General features: G+C 62.3%; 14 protein-coding genes and 1 pseudogene. 3 read left to right on the forward strand and 12 right to left on the reverse strand.

Features of this window, described 5'->3' with window-relative positions; translation table 11 throughout:
• Positions 1-47: 47 nt before the first annotated feature.
• From gltB to QAO71_RS14805, 9 genes and pseudogenes are all read right to left on the reverse strand, one after another.
• On the reverse strand, positions 48-4,496 hold the full coding sequence (gene gltB, locus QAO71_RS14765) for a glutamate synthase large subunit (protein WP_280164768.1): 4,449 nt from the start codon (positions 4,494-4,496) through the stop codon (positions 48-50).
• Between the two features lie 501 nt (positions 4,497-4,997).
• On the reverse strand, positions 4,998-6,533 hold the full coding sequence (locus tag QAO71_RS14770; protein WP_169304560.1) for an AAA family ATPase: 1,536 nt from the start codon (positions 6,531-6,533) through the stop codon (positions 4,998-5,000).
• A gap of 20 nt (positions 6,534-6,553) precedes the next feature.
• Complete coding sequence (aroB, locus tag QAO71_RS14775; protein ID WP_280164769.1) at positions 6,554-7,633, reverse strand: 3-dehydroquinate synthase; 1,080 nt, start codon at positions 7,631-7,633, stop codon at positions 6,554-6,556.
• Between the two features lie 123 nt (positions 7,634-7,756).
• Positions 7,757-8,272, reverse strand: coding sequence for a shikimate kinase AroK (aroK, locus tag QAO71_RS14780; RefSeq protein WP_280164770.1), 516 nt, complete (start codon positions 8,270-8,272; stop codon positions 7,757-7,759).
• 5 nt (positions 8,273-8,277) lie between these two features.
• Positions 8,278-10,454: pseudogene (gene pilQ, locus QAO71_RS14785) on the reverse strand (type IV pilus secretin PilQ).
• Between the two features lie 57 nt (positions 10,455-10,511).
• On the reverse strand, positions 10,512-11,042 hold the full coding sequence (pilP, locus tag QAO71_RS14790; RefSeq protein ID WP_036989112.1) for a type 4a pilus biogenesis lipoprotein PilP: 531 nt from the start codon (positions 11,040-11,042) through the stop codon (positions 10,512-10,514).
• Positions 11,039-11,668, reverse strand: a complete 630-nt coding sequence (locus QAO71_RS14795; RefSeq protein ID WP_074777498.1) for a type 4a pilus biogenesis protein PilO — start codon at positions 11,666-11,668, stop codon at positions 11,039-11,041. Before QAO71_RS14795 ends, pilP begins: the two co-directional genes overlap by 4 nt.
• A complete protein-coding gene (locus tag QAO71_RS14800; RefSeq protein WP_074777496.1) occupies positions 11,665-12,243 on the reverse strand; it encodes a PilN domain-containing protein in 579 nt (192 codons plus the stop codon). Before QAO71_RS14800 ends, QAO71_RS14795 begins: the two co-directional genes overlap by 4 nt.
• Complete coding sequence (locus QAO71_RS14805) at positions 12,243-13,307, reverse strand: pilus assembly protein PilM (RefSeq protein ID WP_036989108.1); 1,065 nt, start codon at positions 13,305-13,307, stop codon at positions 12,243-12,245. The genes QAO71_RS14800 and QAO71_RS14805 overlap by 1 nt, the downstream gene beginning before the upstream one ends.
• 185 nt (positions 13,308-13,492) lie before the next feature.
• Here QAO71_RS14805 and QAO71_RS14810 point away from each other — a divergent pair, with 185 nt between their 5' ends.
• From QAO71_RS14810 to QAO71_RS14820, 3 genes are all read left to right on the forward strand, one after another.
• Complete coding sequence (locus QAO71_RS14810; protein WP_280164771.1) at positions 13,493-15,892, forward strand: penicillin-binding protein 1A; 2,400 nt, start codon at positions 13,493-13,495, stop codon at positions 15,890-15,892.
• Positions 15,893-16,088: 196 nt separating this feature from the next.
• Positions 16,089-17,780, forward strand: coding sequence for an AMP-binding protein (locus tag QAO71_RS14815; RefSeq protein WP_280164772.1), 1,692 nt, complete (start codon positions 16,089-16,091; stop codon positions 17,778-17,780).
• Positions 17,780-21,064, forward strand: a complete 3,285-nt coding sequence (locus QAO71_RS14820; protein ID WP_280164773.1) for a carboxyl transferase domain-containing protein — start codon at positions 17,780-17,782, stop codon at positions 21,062-21,064. Before QAO71_RS14815 ends, QAO71_RS14820 begins: the two co-directional genes overlap by 1 nt.
• A gap of 11 nt (positions 21,065-21,075) precedes the next feature.
• Here the strand turns inward: QAO71_RS14820 and cydC are convergent, their stop codons facing one another.
• Genes cydC through cydB form a run of 3 tightly spaced genes read right to left on the reverse strand, consistent with a single transcriptional unit; the run spans position 21,076 to position 25,431 of the window.
• Entirely contained in the window at positions 21,076-22,722 is a 1,647-nt protein-coding gene (gene cydC, locus QAO71_RS14825) for a thiol reductant ABC exporter subunit CydC (RefSeq protein ID WP_280164774.1), read from the reverse strand.
• Positions 22,715-24,415 (reverse strand): thiol reductant ABC exporter subunit CydD, encoded by a 1,701-nt coding sequence (gene cydD, locus QAO71_RS14830; protein WP_280164775.1) that lies wholly within the window; start codon positions 24,413-24,415, stop codon positions 22,715-22,717. The genes cydC and cydD overlap by 8 nt, the downstream gene beginning before the upstream one ends.
• Positions 24,416-24,429: 14 nt before the next feature.
• Complete coding sequence (gene cydB, locus QAO71_RS14835) at positions 24,430-25,431, reverse strand: cytochrome d ubiquinol oxidase subunit II (protein ID WP_036989103.1); 1,002 nt, start codon at positions 25,429-25,431, stop codon at positions 24,430-24,432.
• Between the last annotated feature and the right edge of the window lies 1 nt (position 25,432).

Below are 25,432 nucleotides of genomic sequence, written 5' to 3' on the forward strand. Positions count from 1 at the left end.
TGATGTTCCTTGTCATGGTCGAGCCCAACCGGGCCCGCCGCCGGGAGTTACTGCGGGTTGGCCAAGGTGGTCCGCAGCAGCGCGCGCAGGCTCGCTGCCTTCGGCTTGACCAGCCAGAACCGCCGGATGTGGTTGTCCAGATCCTCCAGCACCTCGGCACCCCAGGCACTGCCGGTTTCCGCGACGTACTCGGTCAGCACCTGGGTCAGGTGGCTGCGATAGGCCTCCATGGCTTCACCGCTGATGCGCTGCAGCTCCACCAGCTCGTGGTTGAGCTTGTCGAAGAAGCTGTTATCCATATCCAGCACGTAGGCGAAGCCACCGGTCATCCCGGCACCGAAGTTGTAGCCGGTCTTGCCGAGCACGCAGACCATGCCGCCGGTCATGTATTCGCAGCAATGATCCCCGGTGCCCTCGACCACCGCATGGCAACCCGAGTTGCGCACCGCGAAGCGCTCGCCGGCCACGCCGGCAGCGAACAGCTTGCCGCCGGTAGCGCCGTACAGGCAGGTGTTACCGATGATCGAACTCTGCTCGGATCGGAAGGTACTGGCCGCCGGCGGTACGATCACCAGCTTGCCGCCGGTCATGCCCTTGCCGACGTAGTCGTTCGCATCGCCCTGCAGATACATATGCAGGCCACCGGCGTTCCACACCCCGAAGCTCTGGCCCGCGGTGCCGCTGAAACGGAAGGTGATGGGCGCGCTGCTCATGCCCTGGTTGCCATGCACCCGGGCAATCTCGCCGGAGACCCGGGCACCGATCGAGCGGTCGCAGTTGGTCAACGTCAGTTCGTACTCGCCGCCGGTAGCACCTTCAATGGCCGCACGCGCCATATCCACCATGCGCTCGGCAGTCAGGCCCTTGTCGAAGGGGGCGTTGCCCTGGATCTGGCAATACTGCGGCTTGTCCGCCGGTACCGCGTCGCTATGCAGCAGCGGGCGCAGATCCAGGCCCTGCTGCTTGCCGGTCGCACCGGGCAAAATTTCCAGCAAGTCGGTACGGCCGATCAGGTCCTGCAGCTGGCGCACGCCCAGCTTGGCCATCCATTCGCGAGTTTCGGTGGCGACGTAGGTGAAGAAGTTCATCACCATCTGCACCGTGCCGATGTAGTGGTTATCACGCAGGGTCTTGTTTTGCGTAGCCACGCCGGTGGCGCAGTTGTTCAAGTGGCAGATACGCAGGTATTTGCAACCCAGGGCGATCATCGGCGCGGTACCGAAGCCGAAACTCTCGGCGCCGAGAATCGCTGCCTTGATCACGTCCAGACCGGTCTTCAGACCGCCATCGGTCTGCACCCGCACCTTGCCACGCAAGTCGTTGCCACGCAGGGTCTGGTGGGCTTCGGACAGGCCCAGCTCCCAGGGCGATCCGGCATATTTGATGGAGGTCAGCGGCGAGGCGCCGGTACCGCCGTCGTAACCGGAAATGGTAATCAGATCAGCATAGGCCTTGGCCACGCCCGCGGCGATGGTGCCCACACCCGGCTCGGCGACCAGCTTCACTGACACCAGCGCCTGGGGATTGACCTGTTTGAGATCGAAGATCAGCTGCGCCAGATCCTCGATCGAGTAGATGTCATGGTGCGGCGGCGGTGAAATCAGGGTCACGCCGGGCACCGCATACCGCAGCCGCGCGATCAGTTCGTTGACCTTGCCACCGGGCAATTGCCCGCCCTCACCCGGCTTGGCGCCCTGGGCCAGCTTGATCTGCAGCACTTCGGCGTTGACCAGATATTCCGGCGTCACCCCGAAACGACCCGAGGCGATCTGCTTGATCTTCGAGGTGCGGATGCTGCCGTAGCGTGCCGGGTCCTCCCCGCCCTCGCCGGAGTTGGACCGGGCGCCCAGCCGGTTCATCGCCTCGGCGATGGCCTCATGGGCTTCCGGCGACAATGCGCCGAGGGAAATACCCGCGGAGTCGAAGCGTTTGAACAAGGAGTCCAGCGGCTCGACTTCGGATAGCGGAATGGGCGTCTGATCCTCACGCAGCTGCAGCAGATCCCGCAGCGTCGACACCGGGCGCTGATTGACCAGCGCGGCGTACTCCAGATACTTGTCGTAGCTGTCACCCTGCACCGCGTCCTGCAAGGCCCGCACGATGTCCGGGTTGTAGGCATGGTACTCGCCGCCAAAAACGAACTTGAGCAACCCGCCCTGCTGGATGGTCTTGCGCGGGTTCCAGGCTTCGCGGGCCAGCAATGCCTGCTCGGCCTGCAGATCGCTGAAACGCGCGCCCTGGATCCGGCTGGGCACGCCCTTGAAGCAAAGATCAACAATCTCATCGGCCAGACCGACCGCTTCGAACAGTTGCGCACCACGGTAGGAGGCGACGGTGGAAATACCCATCTTCGACAGGATTTTCAGCAGCCCCTTGGAAATGCCTTTGCGGTAGCTTTTGAAGACTTCATAGAGATCACCGATGACCTCACCGGTACGAATCAGGTCGGCCAGCACCTCATACGCCAGGTACGGATAGACCGCCGAGGCCCCGAAACCGATCAGCACCGCGAAATGGTGCGGATCGCGGGCGGTAGCAGTGTCCACCAGAATGTTGCAGTCGCAACGCAAACCGGCAGCGATCAGGTGATGATGCACCGCACCGACCGCCAGGGCCGCATGCACCGGCAGCTTGCCCTGCTCGATTGCCCGGTCGCTCAGCACCAGCAACGTCTTGCCGGCACGTACCGCAGCTTCAGCTTGCTCAGCGATGGCGGCTACGGCGGCACCCAAGGGCACATCGGCAGCCACGTTGAGGTCGATGACCTGATGGGCGAACCCCGGACGTTCAAGGTTCATCAGGGTGCGCCATTTAGCCGGCGACACGATCGGGCTGCTGAGGATGGCGCGGTTGGCGTGATCGGGGGTCTCTTCGAAGACGTTACGCTCAGCGCCCAGGCAGGTTTCCAGCGACATGACCACGGCTTCGCGCAGCGGATCGATGGCCGGGTTGGTGACTTGGGCGAACTGTTGCCGGAAGTAATCGTAGACCGTACGGACCCGGCTCGACAGCACCGCCATGGGCGTGTCGTCACCCATGGAGCCAACTGCTTCCTGGCCATTCTCACTCAGCGGCCGCAATACCTGATCACGTTCCTCAAAGGTGACCTGGAACATCTTCATATACTGCTGCAGGGCTTCGGATGCGAGGAATTCGTCACGGTTATCCCGGTCATCCAGCGTACCCTGGATACGCAGGGCATGCTGCTTGAGCCACTTGCGATACGGGTGCCGCGATTTCAACCGGCTATCCACCTCATCGGTGTGCAGCACTTCACCAGTGCGGGTATCCACGGCCAGAATCTGCCCCGGGCCGACCCGCCCCTTGCTGATGACATCTTCCGGGCGGTAGTCCCAGACGCCGACTTCCGAGGCCAGGGTGATGTAGCCGTTGGCAGTGATGACATAGCGCGCCGGGCGCAAGCCGTTGCGGTCGAGCAGACAGACCGCGTAGCGCCCTTCGGTCAAGACGATACCGGCCGGACCGTCCCAAGCCTCCATATGCATGGAGTTGTATTCATAGAAGGAGCGCAGGTCGGCATCCATGGTTTCCATGTTCTGCCAGGCCGGCGGTACCACCATGCGCACGGCACGGAACAGGTCCATGCCGCCGGCCAGCAGCAGCTCGAGCATGTTGTCCATGCTGGACGAGTCCGAGCCGGTCACATTCACCAGCGGTGCCAGGCTGTCCAGATCGGGCAGCAGATCATTGGTGAACTTGTTGCGCCGGGCATGGGCCCAGTTGCGGTTGGCAGTGATGGTGTTGATTTCACCGTTATGCGCCAGCAGGCGGAACGGCTGCGCCAAGGGCCAACGCGGCAGCGTATTGGTCGAGAAGCGCTGGTGGAACACGCTGATCGCAGTTTCCATGCGCGGATCACCAAGCTCGGGAAAGAACTTGTCCAGATCGGCGGGCATCATCAGGCCCTTATAGGAAATCACCTTGGGCGAGAGACTGCAGATATAGAAGTCCGGATCATCCTGCAGAGCGATTTCCACCCGGCGGCGGACATAGAACAGCTTGATCGCGAACTGCTGCTCGTCCAGCCCTTCGCCGGAAATGAATAGTTGCTCGATATGGGGTTGGCTGCTCAGCGCCAGTGGACCCAATACGTCCGGCTGTACCGGCACCTGGCGCCAGCCCAGGGATAATAGTTCCTGGTCAGCCAAGGCGGTGGCGAAGGCCTGGTGCGCGCGCTGTTGCGCTTGCTCACTGGCGCCACTGAATACCATGCCCACGGCATACTGCTGCGGCAGGCTCACCGCCAGCTCATCCTGGGCAATGGCGCGCATGAAACGATCGGGTATCTGCAGCAACAAGCCGCAACCGTCGCCGGTCTTGCCATCAGCGTTGATGCCGCCGCGATGGGTCATGCAGGTCAGCGCTTCGATGGCGGTTTTCAGCAAATGATGACTGGCCTCGCCTTGCATATGAGCAATTAGACCGAAGCCACAGTTATCCCTGAATTGTTCAGGCTGATATAGACCTGCTTTCATAGACACGCTCTCGTATTTCCTTGAATTTCAGGCACTTGCAAGCTTAATCAGCCACAGAAAGAGCCGATGGACGCTGCAAGGGAGACCTCGATTGTACACAGGCGACCTGGGGCCTACAATTATTTTTGCCGCAAAACATATATAACTGTCGTAAAAATGAATGCATTATTTATGACCATGAGAATTTTGAACCAAAGCAGTGCAAGGAATAACTTTCCTGCACCATGAGAGGGCAATATCAGTACAGGGAAAGCCGGGAGAGGATCGAATTGAAGTGTCAACTGGGAGCCCAACGCCGCTCACTTGGCCCCGTCATGCTTGGCGCGAACGAGAATGACGGGGCCGACACGACAAAGCGCCACTCGAACGGAGCCTGGAATGCCTAGGGAACGGATTACAGCTGGAAACGGGCTGGCTAGTGATGGAGGCCGGTAAACCGATGCGGTCGGGGCCGCTTCCACATGGTGTGGCGTAGTTGCACCACACCATGCAGGGTTGCTGTCAGCGTAGCGACTGCTGGATGCTACCCATGCTGCGTGGCCAGGGATTGAGCTTGCGCAGAGACTCGGGCAACCTCGCCGCGCCCTGTTGCGCCTGGGTACGGCCGGCATAGGCACCTTGAGTCACGACGAACCAGGGTTTGCCTTCATGCACCGTCTCGAAATAACCCAGATCCGCTACGCCTGATTGGGCTCTAATGAAGTCCAGTGCTGCCTGACGCGAACGGCTGCCCAGCACCTGCAAGCTGTACTCGCTGGCCGCACGTTGACGATACCAGCCAGCCTCGTGGTATCCACCGGTGGCTGGTGCAGAGGTAGTGGTCGGTGGCGCAGTCGGCGCGGCCGATTCAGGCTGGGGTCGAGGCTGAGATTGCGGCTGGGGCGCAGGCGCTGCCACTGGCTCTGGCGCCGCAACGACCGCAGGCGCCTCGATGGGCGTCGGCTCTGGCATGGCCATCGGCTCGGGCAGATCATTGGGATCGGCGACGCTGGGCGGCGGTAGTGTTGGCTCGTTACCGCTAGCAATGGCGGGGGTTGCCGGCTCAGCATCCGGATCCTGCAGGATCCGCTCGAGCGGATCTGCAGCATTGTCGCTGGGCATCTGCAATACCGGACCTTCTGCACCGCTCACATCCACAGTGGCAACCTGATCGGGCAGGTTGATGACGGTACGGGTGGCTTCCGGCTCATCACCGCCCATCATCCAGGCGATGGCGACTCCGATACCCACCAGTACCAGCGCGACCAGCGAGCGTAACGGCAGCACCGCGCCCTTGGCCCGGCGCGGCGGCATCGGCCGAGCCGGCTCGATCGCGTCAATCATCACCTGTCTGGCGACCTCGTTGATGTTTCCTGGCCAACCGCCGCTTTGCTGATGGATCTGGGCAATCTGCTCGTCATCCAGCAGCTCGATGCCCTGGCCCGCTGTCTCCAGACGCTGTCCCAGATAATCGCGGGTCTCCTCCAACTCGAAGGGAGCCAGCTCGACAAGTTGCAGCCAGACCCGATCCGCCGGCATATCCACAGTCGCCAGGAGGTCGGCGATGCTTTCATCTGCAAATAGAAAGACTCGTGGCGCGGCTCGCCCGCCGGATTGACTGAGATCGGCCAGCAACTGAATTGCTTCGCTGTCCAGACTATCGGCATCATCCACCACCAGATACAGCTGCAAACCAGTGGCATGCAGCTGTTCCGCGCGCTCGCATAGCGCCCGGGTATCCGCTACGTTCAGCGCCTGGCAGAGGAAACGCGTCAGCGCTGGCGCATCGGCAAAGTCACGCCCCGAGGTGACGATGCATTGCACATTGTCCTTGTTGCAACTGGCAACCAAGGCCTGGCGCAGCAGCGTCTTGCCGGCGCCAGCCGGACCGACCACCACTTGCACCTGCTCGGAGAAATGCGCCATGTGGTGCAACTGTGCCAATACCGGCTTGCGCTTGGGTGTGAAGAAGCGAAATCCCGGCGTGCGCCCAGCGAAAGGATCATGCTGCAACTGGTAATGACTGAGAAAATCCTCTGTTGCGCTCAAGTCGCTCATATCTTCTTCCGGTTGATCAATCATCGGCCAGCCACCGCCAGAACGGCGTGCAGGGCCTGCTTATCGAAATCCGCGGTAACCACCGCCTCGCCCAGACGCTTGAGCAGCACCAGGCGCAATTGCCCATCCAGCACTTTCTTGTCCACGGCCATGAGACGCGTGAAGTCCTCTGCACGCATATCGGCCGGCGGCGCGACCGGTAGCCCGGCGGCAGCAATCAGCTCAATGCAGCGCAGCTCTTCCTCTGCAGCCAGCCAGCCGAGCCTGCGCGACAGCTGCAACGCCATGACCATGCCCGCGCCAACCGCTTCGCCGTGCAGCCAGGCCCCGTAACCCTGGTGAGCTTCGATCGCATGACCAAAAGTATGTCCCAGGTTGAGAATGGCCCGGATACCGCCTTCGCGCTCATCCGCCGCCACCACCTCTGCCTTGATCGCGCAGGAGCGGGCAATCGCTTCGGTCACCAATTGCGGATCCAGGGTGCGCAGGGCCGGTATGTTCTGCTCCAGCCAGTCGAGGAAGGCGCTGTCGCGAATCAGGCCGTACTTGATAATCTCCGCCAGCCCGGCACTGATCTCACGTTCCGGCAAGGTGCGCAGACTGTCGGTATCGATAAGCACCGCCTTCGGCTGATAGAAGGCGCCGATCATGTTCTTGCCGGCCGGGTGATTGATACCGGTCTTGCCACCCACCGAGGAGTCCACCTGGGACAGCAGGGTGGTGGGGATCTGGATAAAGTCCACGCCGCGCTGATAGCAGGCGGCAGCAAAGCCTGTCATATCGCCGATTACCCCACCCCCCAGCGCAATGAGCGTGGTACGGCGGTCGTGCCGGGCAGCGAGCAGAGCGTCGAAGATCTGTTGCAGGGTCGCCCAGTTCTTGAAGGCTTCGCCGGTTGGCAGCACCACCGGTAATACCGCGTAATCGGCCAGAGTGCGGGTCAGGCGTTCGAGATACAGCGGGGCGACGGTGTCATCGGTGACGATACAGACCTGGCGGCCAGCAATATGCGGAGCCAGCAGCTCTACGCGATCAAGCAGGCCACTACCGATATGAATGGGGTAACTACGATCATCGAGATTAACGGTCAATTGCTGCATGAAACTCCCCATAGGATCGGTTGCCCTGAAACCCGCAAGGATACATCAGTCCCGATATCTGCGCATGCAGCCTTCAATGAGAAGCAGTTATCATCAACGCGGGGATGACTGGAGCTGTTGGTACTACTCCGGCTCCTGCTCCAACTGCGTCATGATCGTGTTGACCACCACCTTGGGACCGCGCTGATCGGTATCGATGGTGAGATGGGCGATTCCCCGGTACAACGGATCACGACGGGCCATCAGTTCGCGCAAGACCTTTTCCGGGTCAGCGGTTTGCAGCAGTGGTCGCTGGCGATCCTTGCTGGTGCGTTGCAGTTGCTGATCAACGCTGGTGCGCAGGTAAACCACCAAACCATTGGCCGCCAATGCCAGGCGATTGGCCTCGCGCATGACAACACCACCACCAGTGGCAAGAACGATACCTCGCTCCTGCACCAACTCGGCGATCATGGCTTCTTCACGCTGGCGAAATCCCTCTTCCCCTTCCACATCGAAGATCCAGGGAATATCGGCGCCGGTTCTGGCCTCGATTTCCCGATCCGAATCCTTGAAGGGATACCTGAGCTCTTTGGCGAGCAGGCGCCCGATGGTACTTTTTCCTGCCCCCATCGGGCCTACGAGGAAGACGTTACGCAACACTGTTACCTGGCAAGACTGATAGCTCCATTGTTGATAATGCGCGGAGTCAGGAATACCAGCAGTTCGGTTTTGCTTTCGTAACTCACGTCACGCCGGAAGGCTCTGCCGATAACTGGAAGGTCTCCGAGGAAGGGCACCTTCTCCTGACTCTTCTGCGATTCACTGGAGAATACACCACCGATGACGATGGTTTCACCATCAGCCACCAGAATCTTGGCATTGACTTCGTTCTTGCGGATGGTCGGCACACCATTTACATCCCTGGTGAAGTCGGGCTCATCCTTGGTCACGATGACTTCCATGATCACCTGGTTGTCCGGCGTGATCTGCGGCGTTACCTCCAGGGACAGCACCGCTTCGGCAAAGGCCGTAGTGGTGGCGCCGCTGGAACTGGCCTCCTGATAGGGGATCTCCGAGCCCTTGAGGATCTTGGCGGTTTCCTTGTCAGAGGTAACTACCTTGGGCTGGGAAATAATCTCGCCATTACCAGTGCTTTCCATGGCCGACAATTGCAAATCGAGAATGGTGTTGTCGGTGATGAAGCCGATACCGATACCCGAGGTAGCACCCAACACGCCCATATCGACGAAGGGAGTATTCAGCGGGATTTCCGGAATACCGATGAAACCGGCAGTGTTCGCGAAACTTCCTGGGTGCTGCCATCGGGATTGGTTACCGTGACAGGATAGGGATCGTCAGTAACATCGATATTGCCATCCTTACCATAGGCATTGAACCGGCTACCCAGATTCACGTTACCACCCCAACGCACACCCAGCGCCTTGTCGAAGCCGACGTTGGCCTCGACGATGCGCGCCTCAATCATCACCTGACGTACCGGAATATCCAGTTGGGTCACGATGCGGCGCAGCTCATCCAGCTTGGCCTGGGTTTCCAGGGCGATGATGCTGTTGGTACGATCATCTACCGTGATCGAACCACGCTGTTCACCCTCTCCAGCGGTGACGGAAGCGAACAAGGTGGCAATATCCGATGCCTTGGCGTAGTTGACCTGAATCAGCTCACGGCGCAGCGGCGCCAGTTCGGCGATCTGCTTCTGCGACTCCAGTTCCTGACGCTCGCGGGCAGCAATTTCTTCGGCCGGCGCGACCAGTAGCACGTTGCCGATCTGCCGCTTGTCCAGGCCCTTGGTCTTCAATACCAGGTCCAGCGCCTGATCCCAGGGCACATTCTGCAGTCGCAGGGTGATGCTGCCCTGAACGGTATCACTGGCCACCAGATTGAGATCGGTGAAATCGGCGATCAGCTGCAATACCGAGCGCACTTCGATGTCCTGGAAGTTGAGCGACAGTTTTTCGCCAGTATAGGAGAAAGCATCGGCGCGGCGCTGCTCGACCTCGGTCTGGCTCAGGGGCTTGAAGCTGACAATCAGCCGACTGTCAGCCTGATAGACCAGGTGCTCATAGAAACCAGTGGGCTCGATGGAAATGGTGGTGTCCTTGCCGGAGGCGCTGGCATTGACGAAATTGACCGGGGTGGCGAAGTCCTTCACATCCAAGCGTACCCGCAGCTCATCGGGCAGGCTGGTATTGGGGAAGTTCAACCGTACGCGACCGCCCTGCTCCTGCACATCGACGCGGATCGACGGATCGGACAGATCAACGATGACGTTACCCTCACCCTGCTCGCCACGCTGGAAGTCCAGGCTGCGAATAGCCGGCCCACTGGTCGCCGCCGCAGGACTGCTCACCGCTGCCTGCTCATTGCTCCGCCAATTGCTGTTACCGGCCTGGGCCGGAGCGGCGGCCGGCGTGGCCCCCGCAGCATAGCCGGGCGCCTTGTCAGCGCCGACCAGAATATACAGATCGTTGCCATCGACCCGGGTGGTATAGGGTGCCAGATCTGCCAGGTTGATGATCAGGCGGGTGCGGTCGTTGGCTTCCACTACGGTCAGGCTGCGGGCATTGCCCAGCCCGAGTTCCCGCGAACGCTCGCCCAGCTTGTTCTTGACACCCGGCAAGTCGATGGCAATCCGGGCAGGCTGGTCGATGGTATAGCCTTTGGGTGCGGCCGCCACCGGCTCGTCGAAGGACAGTTTGAGTTCCACCCGTTCCCCAGGCAGCGAGGCCACATCGAGACGTTCAAGGTCGGCCGCAAGCGCCAGCGGACTGAGCAGCGCAAGCACGGCTGCGAATGAAAACTTCCTGGTTAGAGGCATTTGATTGCGTTCCACGCGTGACTGTTTACAGTTCATGTTATCTCTCCCTGGTTGACCTTATCCGCGCTCAGGCAAGCTGAGTGTGCGCGGCCGCTCCAACCAACCACCTTCCCCATCCGGTACTATCTCGACCACATCGACACGACCTTCCTCGATGCTGGTAACCCGGCCGTGGTTACGGCCCAGATAATCACCGACCTTGACCCTGTGAACGCTTCCCGCGCCACGAATGAGTGCCTGCATGCCCTGGTTGTTGCTGAGCACGCCGACCATCTCGAACCCCTCGATATTGAAACCTTCGAGGAACTGCCGGACCCGGTTCTCGTCCGGCTTGATGTCCTGCGAGCCCTTCTGCCGTTGCGTCAGGTCAATACGCACCGGAGGCTGGAAGGGACTGCGCAGGGAGGAGGCACTGTAGGTGAAGGCTTCATAGGGCTTGAACCGGGGCAATGGCTCGATCTTGCCCGCCGGACGCGCCCGGGTCTCTTCCATGAAGACCTGCAAATCACTGAAGTCATTGCCGCCACAGCCGCCGAGCAGCAACGCGCCGAGGATGGCCAGACCGGAAACCGGCTTGAACAGGCTCATGGCTGACCTCCCGCATCCGTATCATGATAGCGGTAGGTCTTGGCCAGGATATTCATCTTCAACAGATCGGGGTTGCCCTCGCTGACCGGTGCGATATCGAAGTCATGCAGGGTCACGATACGCGGCAAGCCGGCGACGCTACTGACGAAGGTGGCGATATCATGGTAATTGCCCTGCACCACGATACTGATCGGCAGTTCGATATAGAACTGCTGGGCCACTTCCGGCTGCAGGGTGATGGATTCGAACTCAAGGCCACTGTTCAGGCCCATCTGCGTGATGTCTTCCAGCAGACCGGGCACCTCGGTGTCGCTAGGCAACTGTTTGAGCAGAGTGCCGAAACGCTCCTCTATTTCGACCAGTTGTTCCTTGTAGGCTTCCAGGTTGGCGGCCTTGAACGACTTTCCGGCGAATTCGTTACGCAACTTCACTTCTTCGCTCTCGGTACGCTCCAGATTGGTCTGCAGGTCCTTGAGATGGAAGTGGTAGCCGAGAAACAGCAGCACCGCGAATACCAGTGCGCCGACGATCACCTTCAACGCACCGGGCCAGGAGCCCATATTGTTGAAGTCGAGGTCATTGATGTCGACCTTCTTCAGACTTTCCATGGATTGAGCAAAACTCATTGCTGCTGTTCTCCCTCAGCGGCTGGCGCACCCGGCTCGGTCTGGCGGACCGACATCTCGAATACGTTGGCCTGATCCAATGCTCCCTGGGTGACCGCCTTCACGGCGGTCAGGTTCGGCGTAGTCAGCCAGTCGGAGGCATCCATCTGTCGCATAAGATTGGACACCCGGCTGTTCGACTCCGCTCCACCCTTGATGCCGATCACCGCTCCCTTCATGTTGACCGAGGTGAAGTACACGCCATCCGGCAGCGTGCGAGCCATTTCGTCGAACACACGCACGATGATCGGACGATTGCCCTGCAGGTCCTGGATGATCTTCATCCGGTCCAGCAGTTGCGTGCGTCGAGCCTGCAGTTGTTCGATTTCCTTGATACGCCCGTCCAGCAGGCTGATTTCCTTGCGCAGGAAGTCATTGCGAGCATTCTGCTGATCGATCTTGCCGTTCAGGTTGCGGTCGCCGAGAAAGACCAGCAGACCGGCAAACAGTACGATAAGCACCAGAATGCTGATGAATTGTTTCTTGCGCTCTTCCCTGAGCTGCTCGCGCCAGGGCAACAGGTTAATGCGAGCCATCAGTCGAAACTCCTCATTGCCAGGCCACAGGCGATCATCAGTGCCGGCGCGTCATTGCTGAGCGCGACCGCATTCACCTTGTTCGACAGGGTCATGTTTGCAAAGGGGTTGGCCACCAGAGTGGTGGTGCCGAGTTTCTGCTGGATCAGTTGATCCAGTCCCGGAATCGAGGCAGTCCCGCCGGCCAGCAGAATGTAGTCGACATCCTGGTACTGACCACCGGCGAAGAAGAACTGCAATGAGCGGGACACCTGCTGCGCCACCGCATCCTTGAACGGCTCAAGCACCTCGCTCTCGTAGTCGTCCGGCAAGCCGCCCTGCTTCTTGGCCCGGCCGGCCTCTTCCTGGGACAGCCCATAACGGCGCTGGATCTCGTCGGTCAGTTGCTTGCCGCCGAACAGCTGCTCCCGGGTATAGATGGTGCGTCCCTGGCTCAGCACGCTGAGGGTCATCATGGTGGCGCCGATGTCGATCACCGCAATGGTCAGATCGTCGGGATTGCCGTCGAGCTGATCGACTACCAGTTCGCAGGCCCGCTCCATGGCGTAGGCCTCGACCTCGACGACCTTGACGTCCAGCCCGGCCAGCGCCAGTGCGGCTTCGCGGATATCGACGTTCTCCCGACGACAGGCCGCCAGCAATACCTCGACCCGTTCGGGGCTGCGCGGCGAGACGCCCTGCACTTCGAAATCGATGGAGACCTCGTCAAGCGGGTACGGAATATACTGATCCGCCTCAAGCTTGATCTGCTCTTCCATCTCGTCGTCATCGAGGCCGGCATCCATTTCGATGAGTTTGGTAATCACCGCCGAGCCAGCCACGGCGACAGCCGACTGTTTCAGCGAGGAACGCGAACGGGCCAGCACCTTTTCCAGGGTCTGGCCCACGCCTTCGAGTTCGATGATGTTTTTTTCCGCTACAGCGCCGGGTGGGAGCGGTTCAACCGCATAGGCCTCCACCTTGTAGCGGTTCCCTGATCGGCTGAGTTCAAGCAGTTTCACGGTTGTGGAACTGATATCAATACCCAGCAGCGTATTCGCCTTTTTTTTGAATAGCCCTAGCACAGCCAATTTCCTATCAGCATCCGCCACTTACGGGCGGTTTATGTTTTACCGCATTAAATAACAGTCCTTGTCCCAGCGCAAATGGCTAAACGGAAAATAATTCGCTTATAATGCGGACTGTTAACCCGTTCTCAACACCATCTCATATCAACCGTTTCATTTGACAGGGAAATGCTCAATCCCTCATGCGTTTTATAATTTTTCTCTTCTGGTTGCTGGTCGCCGTGGCGAGCGCACCGCTACTGGTCATCAGCGGGGTCGCCCTGTATCTCAGCCCGACATTACCAGACGTAGATACACTGCGTGATGTCAAATTGCAAACCCCTTTGCGCATTTACAGCGCAGATCACAAACTGATCGCCGAATTTGGCGAGATGCGCCGCTTGCCGATCAGTTTCGAGCAGATTCCCCAAGAATTTATCGACGCCATTCTGGCCGCCGAGGATGACAACTTCCTCAACCACCATGGAGTGGATCCCATGAGTCTGCTGCGGGCCACTTCCGAACTGCTGAGCACCGGGCAGATTCAGACGGGCGGTAGCACTATTACCATGCAGGTGGCGAAGAACTATTTCCTCAGCAGCGACCGGGTGTTCTCACGCAAGTTGAACGAGATTCTGCTGGCGTTGCAGATCGAACGCAACCTCAGCAAGCAAGAGATCTTCGAGCTGTACGTGAACAAGATCTACCTGGGCAACCGCGCCTATGGTATCGAGGCGGCCGCCCACGTCTACTATGGCAAGCCCATCGCCGAGCTGCCGCTGGCGCAACTGGCGATGATCGCCGGGCTGCCCAAGGCGCCCTCCGCATACAATCCGGTCGCCAATCCTGAGCGGGCCCGGATTCGTCGCGACTGGATCCTGCAGCGCATGCTGCTTCTGGGCAGCATCGACCAGGCCGCCTATGACGAGGCCGTCGCCTCGCCCATCATCGCCCGCAACCATGGCGCCAACCCAGAGATGGAAGCGCCATATGTCGCCGAGATGGCGCGACTGGAGATGCTCGAGCGGTTCGGCACTGCGGCCTACATCGACGGCTACCATGTCTATACCTCGGTCGACAGTCACTTGCAGACGCTGGCCAACCAATCCCTGCGCGCCGGCCTGATGACCTATGATCAGCGCCATGGCTACCGCGGCCCGGAAGCCCGCCACCCCGATGCCACTCCCGAACAACTGATCGACCTGCTCAAGCCCCACCGCAGCATGGGCGGGCTGCGTCCGGCCATCGTTAGCGACGTGGGCGCGGACACCGTCAGCATCCTGCTACGTAACGGTGACAGCGGCACCATCGCCTGGGAAGCCATGCGCTGGGCCCGTCCTTACCTGAGCGCCAACAGCATGGGACCGAACCCGAGCAAACCGGCCGATGTGTTGCAGCGCGGCGACCTTATTCGGGTACAGCCGGCCGAGCAGGACGGTCAGTACAAACTGGCGCAGATACCCCAGGCACAGAGCGCCCTGGTGGTGCTCTCGCCGGAAACCGGTGCCATTCAGGCGCTGACCGGCGGCTTTTCCTTCGTGCAGAGCAATTACAACCGCGTAACCCAGGCGCGCCGCCAGCCGGGCTCTTCGTTCAAGCCGTTCCTCTACAGCGCGGCGCTGGACCATGGCTATACTCCCGCCAGCCTGGTCAATGACGCCCCGCTGGTCTTCAATGACGGCAATCAGCGCGACGATTGGCGGCCCCGCAATTCCAGCGGCGACTTCCTCGGCCCGATCCGCCTGCGCGAGGCCTTCTACCGCTCGCGCAATCTGGTCTCAATTCGCCTGATGCAAGACATCGGCGTGGACCAGTCGCTGACTTATATGGAGCGCTTCGGTTTCAGCCGCGAAGAACTGCCGCGCAACCTGTCCGCCTCGCTGGGCACCCCGGAACTCACGCCGCTGCAGATTGCCACCGGCTATGCCGTCTTCGCCAATGGCGGTCATGCAGTCCAACCCTGGCTGATCGAGCGTATTGAAAGTGCCGAACATCAGGTAATCGACTTTGCCCGTCCGGCAGTCATTCCCCGGGCGGTGGATTCCGAACAGCAGCGCATTGATGCCTATATCGGTTTGACGCCAGGTGAAGTACCGCCCGAGGCTCGCGTGGCCGAACAGGTAATCGATCCGCGCACCACCTATCAGCTCACCAGCATGCTCAAGGATGTGATCAACCGCGGCACAGGTTCCCGCGCCCGTTCGCTGCAGCGCAGCGACCTGGGTGGCAAGACCGGCACCACCAATGAGCAGAAGGATGGCTGGTTCGCCGGCTTCAATGGCGATCATGTAGCCACTGTCTGGGTCGGTTTTGATCAGCCCTCGACCCTGGGTCGGCGCGAATACGGTGGCACCACTGCACTGCCCATCTGGATGGAATTCATGGCCGGCGCCCTGGAACGCCAGCCCGAGCATGATCTGGAGCAACCCGAAGGCCTGGTCGTCACCCGAGTCGACCCGCTGACCGGGCGTAGCGCCCGGCCCGGTACCCCGGGCGCCTACCTGGAAATATTCAAGGAAGAAGATGTCCCGCCGCCAGCCAGTGAGCTGGACTCCGGTGGCTTCAGCAGCGACGGTGGCATCACCCCGTTGGAACTGTTCTAACCGCTGGTGCAGGGCAGCACCACATCTTATTGATGAGAGCGGCCAAGGCCGCTCTCACCAAAACCCGCAGCGTCATGCCAGCGCTCACCATAAACACCGGTACTGCCCCGCCATTCGCCGTGGCAAGCATGCTGCTTTTCCTGCCGAACCGCTCTACTCTGACCTGCCACCAACAATAACAAGGCAGGTGTCGATCATGCATGAGCGAGACTATCTGGAGCAGCTTCGCGACCTACAGCGCCAGGCCTGGCCCGCCGGCCATGCCAGCGAACCGCAGTACCCGCTGGGTCAGCGCCCGCTTACGCATTATCTGCAGCACTGGGCGCAGGCGACCCCGAACAAGCCCGCCGTACGCTTCTATGGTCATGACCTCAGCTATGCCGAGCTGCATGAGCTAAGCGACCGCTTCGCTGCACTGCTGCTGGATCAGGGCGTGCAAGCCGGGGATCGCGTCGCCGTATATATGCCCAACTGTCCGCAACTGCATGTCGTCTTCTACGGGATTCTCAAAGCCGGCGCCATTCACGCTCCGGTCAGTCCCATGGCCACGGCGACAGAGTTGGCCTACCAACTGAAGGACTGCGGTGCCAGCGTCATGGTGTGCTTTGATCAATTGCTGCCAGTGGTGCGCACCGCGTCTGGTGAAACTGCGCTGCGCGTGCTGATCAGCACCAGTCTGGCGGAAGTCTGTCCCGCCGAGCCGCCTTTCGCCATACCTGAATTGCTGCAAACGCCGAAACTGGCCGTTACCGACAGTATCGACCTGCTGCCAGCCCTGGCGGCCACCGAGCGCAGAGCAGATCTGCCTGAACCGGCACTCGACGATATCGCCGCGCTCAATTACACCGGCGGCACCACCGGCCTGCCCAAGGGCTGCATCCACACCCATGGCGACATGCTCTATACCTGCGCCAGCTTTCTGCCCGCCGCGCTGGGCCTGGATAGCGAGCGCGTGACCCTTAACTTCATGCCCGAATTCTGGATTGCCGGAGAAAACTCCGGGCTGCTGTTCCCGGTATTCGGCGGGACTACCCTGGTGTTGCTGGCGCGCTGGGATGCGCTGGCGTTCATGGGCGCGGTGCAGCACTACCAGGTCAGTCATGGCAGCCTGCTGGTCGACAGCGCGGCGGAAGTCCTCGATCACCCGCAGCGGCATGAGTTCGATCTCAGTTCGCTGGAAGTCACCAGCTGCGTGTCCTTCATCAAGAAGCTGACCCCCGAGTACCGGCGCCGCTGGCGCGAGCTGACCGGCTGTACCCTGTTCGAGACCAGCTTCGGCATGACCGAAACCCATACCTGCGACACCTTTACCGCCGGGTTGCAGGAAGATGATTTCGATCTGCGCTCGGCACCGACCTTCGTCGGCCTGCCGGTGCCTGGCACCGAGTTCAAGGTGTGCGATTTCGACAGCGGCACGCTGCTGCCGCTGGGCAGCGAGGGCGAGCTGTGCGTGCGCTCTCCGTCCTTGTTCAAGGGCTACTGGAATAAACCCGAGGCCAGCGCCGAGGCCCTGCGCAATGGCTGGCTGCATACCGGTGACAGCGGCGTGATCACCGAGCAGGGCTTTATCCGTTACCTGGGTCGGCGCAAGGAGATGCTCAAGGTCAATGGCATGAGTGTGTTCCCCAGCGAGCTGGAAGCCATGCTCGGCCAGCATCCGGGCATTCTCGCTTCGGCGGTGATCGGGCGACCAGACGAACAGCGCGGCGAGACGCCGCTGGCCTTTGTCATCGCTCGGCCCGGCAGTGGCCTGACCGCTGACCAACTGCGCGACTGGTGCCGCCAGACCATGGCCGTGTACAAGGTGCCAGAGGTGCGGCTGGTGGATACCCTGCCCATGACCGCCACCGGCAAGGTGAAGAAGAACGAACTACAGGAATGGATCTGATGCCTTTCAAACGTCTGCTGATTGCCAACCGCGGCGAAATCGCCATTCGCCTGGCCCGGGCCGCAGCCGAGCTGGATATCCCCAGCCTGGCGGTCTATGCCGAAGACGATGCCCAGTCGCTGCATGTACGCAAGGCCGATACCGCGGTGGCGCTGCGCGGCCGGGGCGCCGCAGCCTATCTGGATCATCGGCAACTGATCGATATCGCCCGGGACCATGACTGCGATGCCATCCATCCGGGCTACGGCTTTCTCAGCGAGAATGCCGATTTCGCCCGCGCTTGCACCGAGGCAGGCATTACCTTTATTGGCCCGGATGCCGAGGTGCTGGACCTGTTCGGTGACAAGGCCAGCGCCCGGCGCCTGGCAGTCCAGCATGATGTACCGCTGGTCCTGGGAACCAACCAGGCAACCAGTCTGGAGCAGGCGCAGGCCTTCATGGCCGTGCAGCCGGCAGGCTCGGCGGTCATGCTCAAGGCCCTCGCCGGCGGTGGCGGGCGTGGCATGCGCGCGGTGCACTCCATCGGAGAACTGGAGCAGGCCTTCGCTCGCTGCAGCTCCGAGGCTCGCGCGGCCTTCGGCAATGGCGACCTCTATATCGAACGGCTGATCCGCCACGCCCGGCATATCGAGGTGCAGATTATCGGCGATGGTCGTGCGGTCAGTCATTTGTGGGAGCGCGACTGCACCCTGCAACGGCGCAATCAGAAACTGTTGGAAGTAGCTCCCGCGCCGGGGCTCGACCCGCTGCTGCGCGAGCGGCTGCTGGCCGCCGCCGTGACGCTGACCGCCGCCGTGGGTTATCGCGGCCTGTGTACCGTCGAGTTCCTGGTGGACGAGGACAGCGGCGATTTCGTGTTCATGGAAGCCAACCCGCGCATCCAGGTCGAGCACACCGTCACCGAAGCGGTGACCGGGCTGGATCTGGCGCAACTGCAGATTCGTCTGGCCGCGGGCGCCAGCCTCGCCGAGTTGAATCTGGAGCAATCGCGCATAGCGCCACCGCGGGGCTACGCGGTGCAATTGCGTATCAATCTGGAGACCATGCAACCCGACGGCAGCGCCACCCCCAGCGGCGGCACCCTGACGGCCTATGAGCCACCCGGTGGTCATGGCGTGCGCGTCGATGGCTACGGTTACAGCGGCTACACCACCAACCCGGCCTTCGACTCACTGCTGGCCAAGCTGATCGTGCAGGGCGAGGGAGATTATCCCAGCGTCCTGCGCCGCGCCTACCGCGCGCTATGCGAGTTCCGGCTGGAGGGCGTGGACAGCAACCGGGCTTTTCTGCAGAACCTGCTGCTGCACCCCGAGGTGCAGGGCAACCAGGTCACCACCGGCTTCATCGAAGCCAATGCCGCCGCGTTGGTTGGCACCACCGATCAACCGCATCCCCAATTGCATGCCAACGGCAACGCCGAGGCGCGGCAGTCTGGCCCAGCCAAAGCCGCCGCACCGGCCGGCAGCGAGCCGCTGAAGGCGCCGGTCCAGGGTGTGCTGGTGAGTCTGGCGGTCCAGCCGGGTGAACAGGTCAGCGCTGGCCAACAGCTGGCGGTGATGGAATCGATGAAGATGGAATTCGAGGTCAAGGCCGAGTGCAGCGGCATCATCCGCGCCCTGGCCGCCAGCCCCGGCGACAACCTGTTTGCGGGCAACCCGCTGCTGTTTATCGAGCCGACCGGCACAGCAGGCGCGGAACAGCTCAATGAAGAACAGATCGATCTGCAGCATATCCGCGCCGACCTGCAGGAGGTTCTTGAGCGCCGCGCCGGACTGACCGATGCCGAGCGCCCCGAGGCGGTTGCCAAGCGCCGCAAGACCGGTCAGCGCACAGCCCGTGAGAACCTGGCCGAGCTGCTCGATGATGGCAGCTTCATGGAATATGGCGGTTTCGCCCTGGCCGCCCAGCGCACCCGCCGCAGCCACGAAGACCTGCTGAAGATGAGCCCCGCCGACGGTCTTATCGCCGGCATCGGCACGGTGAACGCTGAACTGTTCGGCGCTGAAACTGCCCGCTGCATGGCCATGAGTTACGACTATACGGTCTTCGCTGGCACCCAGGGCGTAATGAACCACAAGAAGACCGACCGCATGCTGGAGCTCGCCGAGCAATGGCGGTTGCCGCTGGTGTTCTTCACCGAGGGCGGTGGCGGCCGACCGGGGGATGTGGACAAGGTCGGCGTGGCCGGCTTGGATTGCACCACCTTCATGCGCATGGCCCGGCTCAGCGGCCAGGTACCGCTGGTTGGCGTGGTGTCGGGGCGCTGCTTCGCCGGTAACGCCGCATTGCTCGGTTGCTGCGATGTGATCATCGCCACCGAGAACGCGACTATCGGCATGGCTGGCCCGGCGATGATCGAGGGCGGGGGCCTTGGCAGCTATACCCCGGAACAGGTGGGACCAACCAGCGTGCAGGCGCCCAACGGGGTGATCGATGTACTGGTGAAAGACGAAGCCGAAGCGACCCGGGTCGCCAAGCAGTACCTGTCCTATTTCCAGGGCGATCTGGCGGCGGACGATTGCGCCGACCAGCGGCGGCTGCGCCACCTGATTCCCGAGAATCGCCTGCGTGTCTATGACATCCGCCAGGTCATCGAGGCGCTGGCCGATACCGGCTCGGTGCTGGAACTGCGTCGGCAGTTCGCGCCGGGCATGATCACCGCGCTGATCCGCGTCGGCGGCAAGCCCTTCGGGCTGATCGCCAATAACCCCATGTACCTGGGCGGCGCCATCGATGCGGAAGCCGGGGACAAGGCCGCACGCTTCATGCAGTTGTGCCAGGCGCACGGACTGCCGATGGTATCGCTGTGCGACACGCCCGGCTTCATGGTCGGCCCGGAGGCGGAGCAGCAGGCCACGGTGCGCCACGTGTCGCGGATGTTCGTCACCGCCGCCAGCCTGACTATTCCGTTCTTCACCGTAGTGCTGCGCAAGGGCTACGGCCTCGGCGCCCAGGCCATGGCCGCCGGCAGCTTTCACGCGCCCATGTTCACCATCGGCTGGCCGAGCAGCGAGTTCGGTGCCATGGGCCTGGAGGGCGCGGTGCGGTTGGGCTTTGCCAAGGAACTGGCAGCGCTGGACGATCCCGCAGCGCAGCAGGCGTTGTTCGACAAGCTGGTCGGCGAGCTGTATGCCCGCGGCAAGGGCCTGAGCATGGCCAGCTTCCTGGAAATCGACGCGGTCATCGACCCGGCGGAAACCCGGGACTGGTTGCTGCGCGGGTTGAGTTCAGCGCCGCCGGAGTCGCTGCAGCGCGGCATGCGGCCGTTTGTGGATACTTGGTAGAGTTCCTGCGGTCAGCCATCACCAACAGGCAGAACCCGTAGCCGATCAGCCATGATCGGCTGGTGGCTGGCAATGACCAGCAAGCCCTGCGCCTGGCGCCGCACCAGCGCTGCCATCACCTGTTCACGGGTGGTGGCATCCAGCCCGGCGAAGGGTTCGTCGAGCAGCAGTACCGGCCGCTCGGCCAGCAGCAACCGCGCCAGGGCAATGCGCCGCGCCTGCCCGCCGGACACCGCCGAACCCAGTTCCCCGGGCTGCAGCTGCAATTGCTGCGGGTGTGCCCTGGCCCAATCCGCCAGCGCCACGTCCGTCAGCGCCTGCCACAACTGCTCATCGCTGGCCTGTGGGTTACCCAGGCGCAGGTTGGCGGCCAGTGACAGGTTGAAGATATCGATATCCTGCGGCAGGTAGCCGATCACTTGACGCACATCCCAATGCAGCAGTGGCTGGTCATTGAGCCGGCACTCACCGCTGGATGGCAGTTGCTCGCCGGCCAGTAGCTGCAGCAGGGTGGACTTGCCGCCACCGGACGGGCCCTGCAACAGCAACGTCTCGCCCTGTTCCAGTTGCAAATGAATATTGTCCGGGCCATTCAGCGCACCGGGCCAGCGGGCGGTAACGGCATGCAGTTGCAACCTCCACGGCCCTTCAGGGCGCGGACGTGACGGCTCCTGCTGCGGTGCCTCCCCGGCCAGACTATTGAGTCGATCCCGCGCCGCCTGGCTCAGGCCCAGGGCAACGAAGCTGCCGGCCAGCGGCAGCAGCGCCTCACTCAGCCCCAGCAATGTCAGCATCACCGCCAGCAACAACGGCACCGACACTGCCGCCTCGCCGCTCAACGGCCAGCCTTGCCACAGCAGCGCCAACAGGCTGGCGGCCAACGCCCATTGCTGCAGCAGCGCGATGCGGCTGCTCAGCCGCTGCTGGCGGTCCTGGCGGTCCAGATGCGCGCGGTCCTGCCCGGCAAAGGCGGCGCTGCGCTCACCCCAGCGTTGCCAGATCAACAGCGGGGTCAGCAGCTCCAGGCTATCGAGCAGAAATTCCCGCCGCTGCTCGGCATGGGCGACCTCTTCACGCGCCAGCCGTCCGCCCTGCCAGTATCCCAGCCAGGGTGACAGCCAAGCCAGCAGCAGCCCGGGCAACGTCACTAGCAACAACCCCGGGCTCAGCAACGCCAGCCAGAGCAACAGCAACCCCAGCAGCAGACTGGCCCAGGCCCAGGGCAACACCACGCGCAGGGGGAATTGATCCAGCAAATCGATATCCGCCACCAGCCGGTGCATGGCACCCGGGGTGCGCAGCGGCAGGCGTCGAGCCTGGGTGATTCGCCGGAACAGACGGCTGCGCAGGTCCCGCAGCAGACCCAGGGCAGCATGGTGCGACGCCAGCCGCTCAGTATAGCGGCCTACGGTGCGGGTCAGCGCCAGCAGACGAATAACCGCAGCTGGGCGGAAGATATCGAAGCCGTGCCCGACACTGGCGCTGGCAAGCGCCAGGCCTGCCAGCGCCGCAGCGCTGATAAACCAGCCGGATACCGCCAGCAACGCGATGGCGGAAAACAGCGTGATGAAACCCAGCACGCCAGCCACCCACCAACCACCCAGGCGACTGTTGAGCAGGCTGCGCAGGCGCACCGCCGGTTGATGCTGTTCAGCCATGTTCACCTTCCTGCAATTCCACCTGCCGATCCAGCCAGTCCAGCCCCACCGTCTCATGACTGACCAGCAAAACCGTACGGCCGCGGCTGAGCCGCTCCAGCAACCTGCCGATCAGCTCGGCGGTTTGCGGGTCCAGATGTGCCAGGGGTTCATCCAGCAGCCAGACCCAGGTATCACGCAATAACAGCCGGGCCAGGGCCAGACGGCTGAGCTGGCCACCGGATAGCCCCAGCCCGCGCTCGCCCAGCGGCGTTGCCAGTTGCAGGGGCAATTGCCGCAGCAGGGGCCACAGGTCGACCTCCTGCAACGCCGCAATCAGCTGTTGGTCACTGGCGCCGGGCGCCGCGAGGCGCAGATTGTCTGCCAGCGTGCCCGGAATCAGCTCCGGTTGCTGGGCCAGAAAGCCCACATGACGATGCCAGTCGCTGCGCCGCACGACATCCAGCGGCAGGTCATCGATCAGTACCTCACCGGTATGGGGCAGAAACCCCAGCAGTACATGCAGCAGGGTCGATTTGCCACTGCCACTGGGCCCACGCAACCAGACCCGTTCACCCGCGGCCAGACGCAGATCCAGCGGGCGCAGGCGCGCTGCGGCGCCAGGCAGATCGACACCGACGCCGCGACAATCAATGACCGGGGCCTGCTGGAGCTGCAACGGCTCCGTGCCCGGATGCTGCCACAGCTCAAGCTTCAGCAACGGCAGCAATTCGGCGAGCGCGCCCTCGGCTTCGGCTCGCGCATGGTAATCGCTGCCCAGCTGCCGCAGCGGTGCATAGAACTCCGGCGCCAGCAGCAGGATAAACAGGGCGCCCTGATAAGGCACCGGAATCTCGCCCTGGGCCCATGGCAACATGCCCAGCAGGCCCATGCCCAGATAGAGCGCCACCATGGCGATGGCGATCGAGGCGAACAGCTCCAGCACTGCGCCGGACAAGAACGCCATGCGCAGCACGCGCATGGTGCGGCTGCGGTAATCCTCGGCGGCCTGCTCTACCGCCAGCTGCGCCCTATCCAGCGCCTGCAGATGGCGCAGGGTCGCCATGCCACGGAGCAGATCGAGAAAACGCCCGCTCATCTGTCCCAGCGCCACGAACTGGCGCTGGCTGGCGTTCGCCGCCGCCTGGCCCAGCAGCACCATGAACAGCGGCACCAACGGCGCTGTCGCCAGCAGCAAGGCGGCAGCCAGCAGACTGTGCCAGGCGGTGGCCAATAACAACAGCAGCGGGACGATGACCACCAATTGGCGCTGCACCTGATAACGGCTGACATAGCCATCCAGCGCATCCACCTGCTCCAGCAGACGGCTGCCCAGCTCGGCATCGGCGCCGAGCCCACGCCGCGCCGGCCCGAGCATCGCCAACCGCTGCAGCAATTGTTCGCGCAGCGCCTGGCGCACCCGCAAACTGGCCCGCTGCGACAGGCGCTCGCGGCCGTATTGCAGCCATGGGCGGAGGAGAAAGCAGAGCGGCAGCCCGACCAGCCACGGCCACCAGAGGGAAAAATCGAAGCTGGCCAAGGTGCCCGCCTGCCAGGCGAGCAGCCAGTGGCTGAACAGGCTGGCCAGCAACCAGCTCTGCAGGATGAACAACCCGGCCGCCGCAACGGCCAGCGCCAGCGCCGCATTCAGCAAGCGCTGTTGCGGCGCCAGCAGCCAACGGAGCCAGCTTTTAGTCTCTGCAGGGTCAGACACCGGCGCAGCGCTGCTCAGTGGTAACCCTCACCCACCTTGACCTTGCCGCGAAATACCCAGTAGGTCCAGGCGGTATAGGCCAGGATCACCGGAATCACGAACAGCATGCCAATCAGCAGGAACAGCTGCGAACCCGGCGCAGCGGCGGCGTCCCACAGTGTGTAGTTGGGCGGCACCACATAGGGCCATTTGGTCACCAGCAGGCCGAGATAGGTAAAGGCGAACATGCCCATGGTCGCGACAAAGGGCATGGACTGCTGGCGCCGACGCAGGCCGCGTACCACCAGCAAGGCAAACAGCAACGCCGACAAGGGGAAGATCCAGATCAGCCGGATCACGCTGAACCAGCGCTCGAAAGCCGATGGGTCCACCGCTGGGGTCCACACGCTGACCACCGCAAAGACTGCCAGCACGGCGGCCAGCAACCAGGGCGCCAGCCGGTAGACCCACTGCTGGATATGCCCCTCGGTCTTCATGATCAGCCAGGTGCTGCCCAGCAGCGCGTAACCGGCCACCAGCCCCAGCCCGGTCAATACGGTAAAGGGCGTCAGCCAGTCCAACGCGCCGCCCACGTAACGGCCATCCAGCGTGTTGAAGCCTTCGATATAGGCGCCCACCACCGCGCCCTGGGCAAAGGCCGCAACCATGGAACCGCCGGCAAATGCCCAGTTCCACAAGTAGCGGTGGGAGCCGGCCTTGAAGCGGAATTCGAAGGCCACGCCGCGGAAGATCAGCCCGGCCAGCATCAAAAATACACCGATGTACAGCGCCGGCATCAATACCGAGTAAACCAGCGGGAAGGCTGCCAGCAACCCCGCCCCACCGAGAATCAGCCAAGTCTCGTTGCCGTCCCAGACCGGAGCCACCGAGTTCATCATTACGTCCCGCGCGTCCTCATCCGGGGCGAAGGGAAACAGGATACCCACCCCCAGATCGAAACCGTCCATGAGCACGTACATCATGATGCCGAAGGCGATGATCACCGCCCAGATAATAGTCAGATCAATGCCATGCATA

The organism is Halopseudomonas sp. SMJS2, from assembly GCF_029866945.1.
In the GTDB taxonomy this organism is placed as follows: Bacteria; Pseudomonadota; Gammaproteobacteria; order Pseudomonadales; family Pseudomonadaceae; genus Halopseudomonas; species Halopseudomonas bauzanensis.